This window comes from Mesorhizobium sp. M7A.F.Ca.ET.027.02.1.1 (assembly GCF_004022985.1).
GTDB lineage: Bacteria > Pseudomonadota > Alphaproteobacteria > Rhizobiales > Rhizobiaceae > Mesorhizobium.
In genome coordinates, this window is the sequence record NZ_RZOL01000201.1 from 1 (window position 1) to 11,037 (window position 11,037).

At 64.1% G+C, this 11,037-nt stretch carries 11 protein-coding genes; 7 read left to right on the forward strand and 4 right to left on the reverse strand.

Annotated features, from left to right (window positions below; translation table 11 throughout):
• The 4 genes from EN749_RS21015 to EN749_RS21030 form a co-directional block, all read left to right on the forward strand.
• On the forward strand, positions 1-622 hold a 622-nt coding region (locus EN749_RS21015), incomplete at its 5' end, for an ABC transporter ATP-binding protein (protein WP_145990961.1).
• A 5-nt stretch (positions 623-627) separates the two neighbouring features.
• Complete coding sequence (locus EN749_RS21020; RefSeq protein WP_127807781.1) at positions 628-1,509, forward strand: branched-chain amino acid ABC transporter permease; 882 nt, start codon at positions 628-630, stop codon at positions 1,507-1,509.
• Positions 1,510-1,512: 3 nt separating this feature from the next.
• Positions 1,513-2,142 carry an FMN-binding negative transcriptional regulator gene (locus EN749_RS21025; RefSeq protein WP_127807780.1) on the forward strand — a complete coding sequence of 210 codons (630 nt, stop codon included), beginning with the start codon at positions 1,513-1,515 and terminating at the stop codon, positions 2,140-2,142.
• 29 nt (positions 2,143-2,171) lie between these two features.
• Positions 2,172-3,218 carry an ornithine cyclodeaminase gene (locus EN749_RS21030; RefSeq protein ID WP_127398933.1) on the forward strand — a complete coding sequence of 349 codons (1,047 nt, stop codon included), beginning with the start codon at positions 2,172-2,174 and terminating at the stop codon, positions 3,216-3,218.
• Between the two features lie 12 nt (positions 3,219-3,230).
• On the opposite strand, the gene EN749_RS21035 is transcribed toward EN749_RS21030, so the two are convergent.
• From EN749_RS21035 to EN749_RS21050, 4 genes are all read right to left on the reverse strand, one after another.
• Positions 3,231-4,334 (reverse strand): alcohol dehydrogenase family protein, encoded by a 1,104-nt coding sequence (locus tag EN749_RS21035; protein WP_128289919.1) that lies wholly within the window; start codon positions 4,332-4,334, stop codon positions 3,231-3,233.
• 8 nt (positions 4,335-4,342) lie between these two features.
• A complete protein-coding gene (locus EN749_RS21040; protein WP_128363882.1) occupies positions 4,343-5,722 on the reverse strand; it encodes an aspartate aminotransferase family protein in 1,380 nt (459 codons plus the stop codon).
• A 38-nt stretch (positions 5,723-5,760) separates the two neighbouring features.
• Positions 5,761-7,254, reverse strand: coding sequence for an NAD-dependent succinate-semialdehyde dehydrogenase (locus tag EN749_RS21045; RefSeq protein WP_127807777.1), 1,494 nt, complete (start codon positions 7,252-7,254; stop codon positions 5,761-5,763).
• Between the two features lie 130 nt (positions 7,255-7,384).
• On the reverse strand, positions 7,385-7,876 hold the full coding sequence (locus EN749_RS21050; protein ID WP_127807776.1) for an Lrp/AsnC family transcriptional regulator: 492 nt from the start codon (positions 7,874-7,876) through the stop codon (positions 7,385-7,387).
• An 81-nt stretch (positions 7,877-7,957) separates the two neighbouring features.
• Between EN749_RS21050 and EN749_RS21055 the strand changes: the two genes are divergently transcribed.
• The 3 genes from EN749_RS21055 to ehuB form a co-directional block, all read left to right on the forward strand.
• The gene (locus EN749_RS21055) at positions 7,958-9,343 is read left to right on the forward strand and encodes a PLP-dependent aminotransferase family protein (protein WP_128363883.1); all 1,386 of its coding nucleotides are present in this window, start codon (positions 7,958-7,960) and stop codon (positions 9,341-9,343) included.
• A gap of 125 nt (positions 9,344-9,468) precedes the next feature.
• Positions 9,469-10,260 carry an ectoine/hydroxyectoine ABC transporter ATP-binding protein EhuA gene (gene ehuA / locus EN749_RS21060; RefSeq protein ID WP_128363884.1) on the forward strand — a complete coding sequence of 264 codons (792 nt, stop codon included), beginning with the start codon at positions 9,469-9,471 and terminating at the stop codon, positions 10,258-10,260.
• 87 nt (positions 10,261-10,347) lie between these two features.
• Positions 10,348-11,037 (forward strand): ectoine/hydroxyectoine ABC transporter substrate-binding protein EhuB (gene ehuB, locus EN749_RS21065; protein ID WP_128363885.1); only part of this gene is annotated, 690 nt, incomplete at its 3' end.

An 11,037-nucleotide genomic window follows, 5' to 3' on the forward strand; every position in this document is an offset into this window, starting at 1 on the left:
GATCATCGCGCTGGTCGGCGCCAACGGCGCCGGCAAGAGTTCGACGCTCGGCGCCGTCGCCGGGCTGGTGCCGGCGGCATCGGGCAAGGTGGTCTTCGACGGTGTCGACATCACCGGCCTGGCGCCGGAGGCGATTGCCCGCAAGGGCGTCGCGCTGGTTCCCGAAGGCCGCCGTATCTTCGCCAGCCTGACGGTGGCCGATAATCTGCGTCTCGGCGGCGCAGTGCATCAGCCGGCGGCCGAGGCAAGGCTGCGCGAAGAGGAGATGCTGGAGCTGTTCCCGATCCTGCGCCGCTACCACCGCGTCAAGGGCGGCAATCTGTCGGGCGGCGAACAGCAGATGCTGGCCATCGCCCGCGCGCTGATGGGCAAGCCGCGCATGATCCTGCTCGACGAACCTTCGCTCGGCCTTGCCCCGCAACTGATCGACACCGTCTTCGACCTGATCGCCGAACTGCGCCGCAAGGGCCTGACCATCCTGCTGGTCGAACAGAATGTGGCGCTGGCGCTCGAAATCGCCGACCGCGCCGTTGTGCTCGCCAATGGCGAGGTGGTGCTGTCGGGCACGGCAAAAGAACTCGCTTCATCGGACCTCGTCCGCCAAGCCTATCTGGGAGCTTAAGAAGCATGATCGCGCAGCAGATCATCAATGCGGTGAGCCTCGGCGGCGTCTATGCGCTGCTGGCGCTCGGGCTGGCGATCGTCTTTTCCATCGTCGGCCTCATCAACTTCGCCCATGGCGAGCTGATGACGCTGTCGGGCTATGCGCTTCTGGCCTCGCTGGTGCTGGGTTTTCCCTTCCCGGTGGCGGTGCTTGTCGCCGTCTCCTGCGGCGCGCTCGCCGCGGTCATCATGGAGCGTATCGCGTTCAGGCCGATGCGCGGCGCCAGCGTCACCAGCCTGCTGTTGACCAGCTTTGCCGTCTCCAGCCTGTTGAAAGTCGTCTTCCAGAACGGCATTTCGGCGCGGCCGCAAGCTGTCGCAATGCCCGGTTGGATGACCGGCGCCTTCTCCTTCGGCGATTTCACCATAGGCGTCGGTCCCAGCATCTCCATCGTCGTCTCCGCACTGGCGCTGATTGCGCTGGAAGTCTTCCTGCGCCGCTCGGTGACCGGCACGGCGATGCGCGCCGCGGCGGAAGATTTCGACGTCGTGCGCCTGATGGGCATTCCGGCCAGCCGCATCATCGCCACCGCCTTCCTGCTCTCCGGCCTGCTGGCCGGGCTGGCGGCTATGCTGTGGGTGGCGCAGCGCGCCTCGGTCGATCCGCTGATGGGCTTTACGCCGGTGTTGAAGGCGTTCATCGCCGCCGTCGTCGGCGGGCTCGGCAGCTTGCCAGGTGCTGTCGCCGGCGGTTTTCTGCTCGGCATCATCGAGGTGCTGTTGCAGGCGACATTGCCGGGAGCGATCGCCCCCTATCGCGACGCCATCGTGCTGTCGGGCGTCATCGCCGTGCTGCTGGTTCGCCCGCAAGGCCTGATCCCGGCGGTCCGCGCCCAGCGAAGCTGATCTATGTACAGCAAGCCTGAATTTGCGCCGCTGTCGCACGACGAGGTGTTCGGCCTGATCGAGGCCGCGGCCTTCGCCGCGGTGGTGACAGCGGGACCGCAAGGGCTCGTCGTCTCGCATCTTCCCTTCGTGCTCGATCGCGCGCGGGGTGAAAACGGAACTCTGGTCTCGCATCTCGCCAGGGCCAATCCGCACAGCACCTTGATCAGCGAAGGCAGGGAGACCGTCGCCATCTTCCACGGCCCGCATGGCTATATCTCGCCGTCCTGGTATCCGCGCAATCCGGTGCGCGACAGCGCGCCGACCTGGAATTTTGCTGTCGTGCATTGTCATGGGCATCCGGTGCCGCTCGACGAGCACGCCACCGCCCGGCATCTCCTGCAGCTTGTCGAGGTGCTGGAAAAAGATCGCGATGACCGCTGGCGCATGCGCGAGCTGGGACCTGGCGGCATGGAGCGGCGTATACCTGGTATCATGGGGTTTGACCTGCCGATCGGGCGGCTCGAAGCCAAGTTCAAGATGGGGCAGGATGAGCGCCTCTATGACACAGGCGGAGCCATCAGGGCGCTGGAGCAAAACGATCCGGCGCTGGCGGCGATGATGAAGGCGCACAACGCGTATCGCCAGGACTGACCGCCTGCATGCGGCAAGGATAAGAAAAAATGATCCCCAATCTCAACATCGTGCCCTTCGTCAGCGTCGATCATATGATGAAGCTGGTGCTGAAGATCGGCGTCGAGCGCTTCCTCGTCGAACTCGCCAGCTACATCGAGGATGATTTCCGCCGCTGGGAGCTGTTCGACAAGACCCCGCGCGTGGCCTCGCACAGCGCCGAAGGTGTCATCGAACTGATGCCGACCAGCGACGGCGAGGTCTACGGCTTCAAATACGTCAACGGCCATCCCAAGAACATGCGCGAGGGGCGCCAGACGGTGACGGCTTTCGGCATGCTCGCCGATGTCCACAATGGCTATCCTGTCTTGCTATCCGAAATGACCATCCTGACCGCGCTGCGCACGGCGGCGATGTCGGCTCTGGCCGCCAAATACCTGGCGCCGGCCGGCTCCAGCTGCATGGCGCTGATCGGCAACGGCGCCCAGGCCGAATTCCAGGCGGTGGCCTTCAAGGCGCTGCTCGGCGTCGACAGGCTGAGGCTTTACGACATCGACCGCACTGCCACCGAAAAATGCATCCGCAATCTCGCCGGTCTCGGCTTCGACATGATCGCCTGCGGCACCGCGCAGGAGGCTGTCGAGGGAGCCGACATCATCACCACCGTCACCGCCGACAAGCAGTACGCCACCATCCTCACCGACAACATGGTCGGCTCCGGCGTGCACATCAACGCGGTCGGCGGCGACTGCCCCGGTAAGACCGAACTGCACCGCGATATCCTGCTGCGCTCCGACATCTTCGTCGAATATCCGCCGCAGACCCGCATCGAGGGCGAGATCCAGCAGCTTGCACCGGATCATGGGGTGACCGAGCTGTGGCAGGTGATGTCAGGCGCCGTGCAAGGCCGGCGCGATGCCACCCAGATCACGCTGTTCGATTCGGTCGGCTTCGCCATCGAGGACTTTTCGGCACTGCGCTATGTCAGGGACCAGCTGCGCTCGACTGGCCTCTACCAGGAACTCGACATGCTGGCCGACCCCGACGAGCCGCGCGACCTGTTCGGCATGCTGTTGAGGGCGGCCCAGCATGGTTGAGATGAGCGTTGTTCAGCCAGCCGAGCCCCACATGGCATCCGGCACCACCACCAGCTTGCCGACGAAAGCCTTGGCGATGAAATCCGCCTGCGCATGGTGGAAATCGGAGAGCTTGTAGACGCCGCCAACCAGCGGCCGGATTTTCTTCGCCTCGATGTACCCAACGATGCGGCGGAAATCCGCACGCGTGCCCTGGCTCGAGCCGTGCAGCTGCAATTGCTTCAGGTACATGGTCCTGAGATCGAGCTGCACGACCGGGCCGGCAATCGCGCCTGCGGTAGTGTAACGGCCCTCGGGCCTGAGAATACGCAACAGGTCGTTGAAGATGGCGCCGCCGACGAGGTCGGCCACCACGTCGATCGGCTGGCCTCCGGTCGCCTCGTTCACGGCTTGCGGCAGGTCGGCAACACCACGGGTGATGACGGCCTCGGCGCCGATGTCGAGCACCGCCTGTTCCTTGCCCTTGCCGACGACGGCATAGGGAATGGCACCGCGCGCCCGTGCCAACTGCACGATGCCGGAACCGACACCGCCCGAAGCGCCGGTGACCAGCACGCGCTCGCCGGCCTTGAGCGCCGCGCGCTCCAGCATCTGTTCACCGGTCAGGTAGGCGCAGCAGAAGGTGGCGAGTTCGATATCGCTCATGTCGGTGTCGATGACATGAGCGTTCTCGGCCGGCACGGCCTGGTATTCGGCGTAACCGCCATCGCGGCCATGGCCCATATAATCGATGTCGGCGAGTGAATCGTCGTCGCGGTTGTAGATCGAGAAATCGACCATCACCCGTTCGCCGATACGGTCCGGCGATACGCCTTCGCCGACGGCGGCGACGATACCGACGGTGTCCGTGCCCTGGATGCGCGGGAAAACAAGCGTGTTGCCCTGGCGGCGCCATGTCGACACGGCGGCAGCGTCCTCCTCCGTGCCATAGGCGCCCTGGCGCACCCAGACATCGGTGTTGTTCATCCCGCAAGCGCTGACCTTGACCAGCACTTCACCGGGAGCGGGCCCGGGCACTTTCACATCGCTGCGGTAGACGAGTTTTTCCGGTCCGCCGTGCCCGGTGAGCAGCACGGCGGCCATGGTGGCGGGGAGGGTTCTGATCATGGCATTCATAGTCGATCTCAGAGATTGGCAAACACGCTCTTCACGGCATCGGCGGTCTTCGACACGACGATGTCGGCTTCCTCGCGGGTCAGGCAGAGCGGCGGCGCGAAGCCGAGAATATCGCCCTGCGGCATGGCGCGGCCGATGACGCCGCTTGCGGCAAGTGCCGTCGCCACCTGCGGCCCGATCTTGAGCGAGGCGTCGAAGAACACCCGGTCGTCCTTGTCGGCAACGAATTCCACCGCCGCCAGCATGCCGTCGCCGCGGACGTCCCCGACATTCGTGTGGCCGCCGACTGCCTTGGCCAACTCGGCGCGGAAATAGGCGCCGGTCTCCTTGGCATTTGTCACCAGGTCCATCTCGTCGATCAGTTCGAGATTGGCGACGCCGGCGGCGACGCAGATCGGATGCGCCGAATAGGTCCAGCCATGACCGAGCGAACCGAGCTTGTCGGAACCCTCAACCAGCACCTGCCACATCTTGTCGGCGACGATGACGCCCGACAGCGGGGCATAGGCCGAGGTCAGGCCCTTGGCGATGGTGATCAGGTCGGGCTTGATGCCGTAATGGTCGGAGCCGAACATGGTGCCCAGACGGCCGAAGCCCGTCACCACCTCGTCGGCGACCAGAAGCACGTCGTACTTCTTCAACACCGCCTGGATCTTTTCCCAGTAGAAGGCCGGCGGCGGCACGATGCCGCCGGTGCCGAGGATCGGCTCGCCGATGAAGGCCGCGACGGTTTCCGGACCCTCAGCCAGGATCATCTCCTCGAGCTTGTCGGCGCAATGCTGAGAAAATTGCTCCTCGCTCATCGAGCGGTCGGCACGGCGGAAGTAGTAGGGTGCCTCGGTGTGCAGGATCGGCGCGCGCGGCAGGTCGAAGGCGTTGTGGAACAGGTCGAGCCCGGTCAGCGATCCAGTCATCACGCCCGAGCCGTGATAGCCGCGCCAGCGCGAAATGATCTTCTTCTTCTCCGGCCGGCCGAGCACGTTGTTGTAGTACCAGATCAGCTTGATGTTGGTTTCGTTGGCATCGGAACCGGAGAGGCCGAAATAGACCCGCGACATGCCCTGCGGCGCGCGGTCGATGATCATCTTGGCCAGCGTGATCGAGGCCTCGGTGCCGTGGCCGACATAGGCGTGGTAGTAAGCGAGGTTCTTCGCCTGGTTGGCGATGGCGTCAGCGATCTTCTGGCGGCCGTAGCCGACATTGACGCAATAGAGCCCGGCAAAGGCATCGAGGCTCTTCCTGCCATTGTTGTCCCAGACGGTGACGCCTTCACCGCCGGCCATGATGCGCGTCGGGCTCTCGCCCCGCGCATGCGTGCCCATATGGGTCGAGGGGTGGAAGAAGTGGTCGCGATCCCAGGCGGCGAGTTCGTTGGACTGGTCGAGCATTCTTTTGACTCCTGACAAAACGGTGATTCCGGCGCAGCTTAAGCTACATCGAGGCAGAGATATTTGAGATCGGTGAAAGCCTCGAGTCCGTGGCGCGAGCCTTCGCGCCCGATGCCCGATTGCTTGACGCCGCCGAACGGAATCGGCGCGCCGGTGATCTTGACGCGGTTGATGGCGACCATACCGTAATCGAGGGCGCGGCCCATACGCTGCTGCCGGCCACCATTCTCGGTCACGACATAGGCAACGAGGCCATATTCGGTAGCGTTGGCGCGGGCGATCACCTCGTCCTCGCTGTCGAAAGCCGTCACGGCGGCGACCGGACCGAAAGTCTCCTCGCGCATGATCAGCGCTTCATCGGTGACATCGGCCAGCAGCGTCGGCTGATAGAACAGGGGGCCAGCCTGGTGCCGCTTGCCGCCGGTGAGGCAGCGCGCGCCATGGGTCAGCGCATCGGTGACCTGCTCTTCGACCTTCTTGATCGCGCGCTCATGCATCAGCGGGCCGATGTCGGTGCCATCTGCAAGGCCATTGCCGGTTCGCAGCGCCTCGATGCGCGCGGTGAACGCGGCGCAGAAGCGATCGTAGATCGGACGCTGAACATAGATACGGTTGGCGGCGAGGCAGTCCTGGCCCGACGTGGCGAATTTGGCGTCGATGGCGATATCAACCGCCTTGTCCAGATCGGCATCGGCAAAGACGATCAGCGGGGCATGGCCGCCAAGCTCCATCACCAGCCGTTTCATGGTCGGCGCGCTTTGCGCGGCGATCAGCCGGCCGATCTCGGTCGAGCCGGTAAAGCTCATGGCGCGAACGCGCGGGTCTTCGCACATCCGCCCGACGATGGTCGAAGCCTTGCCGGTGATGACGTTGAAGACGCCAGCGGGCAAGCCGGCGCGTTCGCCGAGCTCGGCCAGCGCCAGCGCCGACAGCGGCGTTTCCGAGGACGGATGCGCAACGATGGTGCAGCCGGCGGCAAGGGCTGCCGCCGCCTTGCGGGTCAGCATCGCCGACGGAAAATTCCACGGCGTGACGACGCCGACGACACCGAGCGGCTCGCGCCGAACCATCATTTCGGCGTTCGGCAGATGGCTGGTGACGCTCTCGGCATTCAAGCGTTTTGCTTCTTCGGCATACCATTCGACGAAGGAAGCGGCATAGTCGATTTCGCCCAGCGACTCCTGCAGCGGCTTGCCCTGTTCCAGCGTCATCAGCAGAGCGAGGTCTTGCTTTGCAGCGATGATCAACTCGAACCATTTCCGCAGGATTTTCGAGCGCTCCTGCGGCAACAGCGCCCGCCACGCCGGGAAGGCGCGCGCGGCGACATCGATCGCCTTCGTCGTCTGCCGGCCGTCGAGCGCGGCGACGAAAGCGACTGTGGTGCCGGTGGCCGGGTCGGTGACTTCGAAGCTTTCGGCGGCCTCGCTCGCGGTCCAGTGGCCATCGACATAGGCGAGTTCACGCAGCAGCCGGCGGTCGGTCAGGCGGTCGAGCGCTTCATGGCGATGCGAGCGGGCGAAATGCGCGGACATGGTCGAGACCTCCCGGTTCGGACTGATACGGGAAGACTATCCGCCCGATGCAGATAGAGAGGCTGTTTGGATGCCTTGAAGTAGAGAGACTCTCTCTATTGCGTCGCCTCGGCAGACGATCTCTCCGGCCTTAAGCCGACGCCGGCAGCAGGTCGGCTATAGGCAGCGCGATCTCGTCCTTCACCGTCTTGATGACGATGTAGGTGAAGTACCGATCGATGCCGATTTCGCGGTCGAGCAAGCCGTCGACCAGCCGCTGATAGGCGTCGATGTCGCGCGCCATCACCTTCAGCACATAGTCGACGCCGCCGCCCACCGACCAGCAGGCGACGATCTCTGGGATGTCTCGGATGACGCGCTCGAAGCGGTCGAAATCGGCCTGGCGGTGGTTGGCCAGCGTCACCTCCATCAGCACGGTGGCGACGGGTGCGACGACGCGCATGGCGATCCTGGCATGATAGCCCGAGACGATGCCGGCCTTTTCCAGCTTGCGCAGCCGCATCCAGCACGGCGTCGGCGACAGCCCGACCTGATCGGCCAGCGCCAGCTTGGTGATGCGTCCGTCGCGCTGGATGGCGTCGAGGATTTTCAGGTCGATCGGGTCGAGTTTCGCTGATGTCATCAGAGCTCACTTTTCGTCCGAGTACCATGACGGCGCATTATTTCGATTGTCAATTGCACTGATTTCGATCTCTAATAAGTCATGACATTGTGGCAACCCGATCCCGCACTCATCAGGCGGCCGGCATATCAATCGCTGGCCGACCAGTTCGCGCGCGCCATCCATGACGGGCGCCTTGCCAATGGCGCGCGGCTGCCGACCCATCGCAGGCTGGCCGACGATCTGAAACTTTCGGTGCAGACGGTCAGTCGCGCCTATGAAGAGCTAATCCGTCGCGGCCTGATTTCGGGCGAGATCGGCCGCGGCAGCTTCGTCCAGACGCAGCGCCGCGAGCCGGAGCCGCCCTACCTGCCGGAGCGGCTCGGCGAAGTCATCGACCTGTCGATCCTGAAACCGGTTTGTGAGCCGATGCATCTGGAGCGGCTAAAACAGGCACTGGGCTGGCTGGCTGAGAACCTGCCGTCGAGTTCAGCACTTTCGTTCCGGCCCAACATGGTGTTTCCGCGCCACCGCGCGGTGGCGGTCGAATGGCTGAGGCTTTGTGGCCTCGATGCATCGCCGCAGAACGTCAGCCTGACCAACGGCGCCACCGCCGGCATGACCGTGGCGCTGATGAGCGTCGCGCCGCCGGGCTCGACGGTTGCCACCGAGGCGATCGGCCACCACACGCTGGTGCCGCTGGCGCGCTATCTCGGCTTCAATCTGGAAGGCCTGCCGATCGACGATAACGGCCTGATCCCGGAAGCGCTGGACGAGGCCTGCCGGCTTTCCGACATCCGCGCGGTCTTCGTGCAGCCCTCGGTGATCAACCCGACGGCGACCCTGATGGATGCGCGGCGGCGAGAAGAGATCGCGGCGGTGGCGCGCAAGCACGACATCGCCATCATCGAGAACGACGTGCTGGGTCCCCTGGTCGAGGACCGGCCGCCGCCGGTTGCCGCGTTTGCGCCGGAGCGTACGCTCTACGTCACCTCCTTCACCAAGATCGTGGTGCCCGGCCTGCGCATCGGCTATCTCGCGGCGCCCGACCGCTATGTCGCCGCCGTCGCCAACCGGCATCTGGTTTCGAACTGGATGGCGACGCCGATGGTGGCGGAGATTGCCACCAAATGGGTGACGGACGGCACGGCGATAGAGCTTGTCCACTGGCAGCGTGCGGCATTGCGGCGCCGGCTGGATATCGCGGCGCAAGTGCTGGCGGGCGTCGACTATCGCGCCCGGCACGACGGGCTGCATGTTTGGCTGCAACTGCCGGCCGATCGTGCCGAGGAAAGTTTTGTCGCCCAGGCTCGGCTGCAGGGCGTGGCGATAGCGCCCGGCGCATCCTTCCGCATTTCGGATGCCCCCTGGCATCCGGCGGTGCGCATCTCGCTGGGCTCGACCACCGAAGGGGAACTGCGCGCCGGCCTTGGCGTTGTTACCAAGCTTTTGCTTGGCGATCCCGAGCATCTGCTGCTTGCGATCTAGGCCGGAAATGCTGGGAAATTGTGCAGAATCAGAATAATTGTCATGATATTATTTTACCAATTGACATGATTTGGCGCGTTCCGCATCGTTAAGGGCATAGGCTTCTCCAAGACGGGGAAATTCATTTGTCCGCATCAGCGCCCATCATCAAGATCGACGGCATCTCGAAGAGCTTCGGCAGCTTCAAGGTGCTGGACGGGCTGTCGATGCAGGTCATGCCCGGCGAAAAGCTGGCACTGATCGGCCCATCGGGCTCTGGCAAGACGACGATCCTGCGCATCCTGATGACGCTGGAGCGCATCGATGGCGGTCATATCCAGATCGACGGCGAGCAACTCTACCACATGGAGCGTAACGGCCAGTTGCTGCCCGCCGATGAGCGGCACCTGACAAGGATGCGCCAGAAGATCGGCATGGTCTTCCAGCTGTTCAACCTGTTTCCGCATAAGTGCGTCATGGACAATGTCACGTTGGCGCCGATGCTGACCAAGGGTACGTCGCGCGCCGCCGCCGAAAAGCGGGCGATGGAACTGCTTGAGATGGTCGGCATGGCCGACAAGGCCAAGAACATGCCGGCACAGCTTTCCGGCGGGCAGAAGCAGCGTGTGGCGATCGCCCGGGCGCTGGCACTGTCGCCGAAGATCATGCTGTTCGACGAGGTGACGTCAGCGCTCGATCCGGAACTGGTCGAGGAGGTGATGAACGTCATGCGCAAGCTGGCCGCCGAGACCGACATGACCATGCTGCTGGTCACCCACGAGATGGGCTTTGCCCATGATTTCGCCGACCGGGTACTGTTCTTCGATCGTGGCAGGATCGTCGAGGAGGGCAAGCCCGACGAGATTTTCCGCAATCCCAAGCAGGAGCGTACGCAAGGCTTCCTGAAGAAGATCATCGCGGCCGGACATCGCGTCTGACCGCAATGCCCAGGGCGACGAAGTCGTCCCGAGGTGGCGAGGGCCGCCCCGTAACAAAGCAAGACAAGAAACAAGGAGTTGGGAACAATGAAGAAGAAACTTGGCATTCTGGCTGGCGTCGCCAGCCTTACGCTGGCGGCGGTGCTGGCCGCCTCGAGCGTGGGTTCGGCCGATGACAGCAAGCTCGAACAACTCAAGGCGCAAGGTTTCGCTCGCCTCGCCATCGCCAACGAGCCGCCCTACACGGCGGTCGCCGCCGACGGCAAAGTTTCGGGTGCCGCGCCCGATGTGGCCCGCGAGATATTCAAGCGGCTCGGCGTCGCCGACGTCGCCGCTTCGATCTCTGAATATGGCGCCATGATCCCCGGCCTGCAGGCAGGTCGCTTCGATGTCGTCACCGCCGGCCTGTTCATGAAGCCGGAACGCTGCGCCGCCGTCGTCTATTCCGAGCCGGTGCTTTGCGATGCCGAGGCGATGTTGGTGAAGAAGGGCAATCCGAAGGGCTTCAAGAGCTATGAGGATGTCGCCAAGGATACGACTGCGACCATCGGCGCGCCGGGCGGCGGCACCGAGGAGAAGCTCGCGCTCAATGCCGGCGTGCCACGCGATCGCGTCATCGTCGTGCCGGATGGCCAGAGCGGCGTGAAGATGCTCCAGGATGGCCGCATCGACGCTTATTCGCTGCCCGTCCTGTCGATCAATGATCTGGTCAAGAAGGCCAACGATCCGAACCTCGAAGTCATCGCTCCGGTGCAGGGCGCACCGGTCTATTGCGAC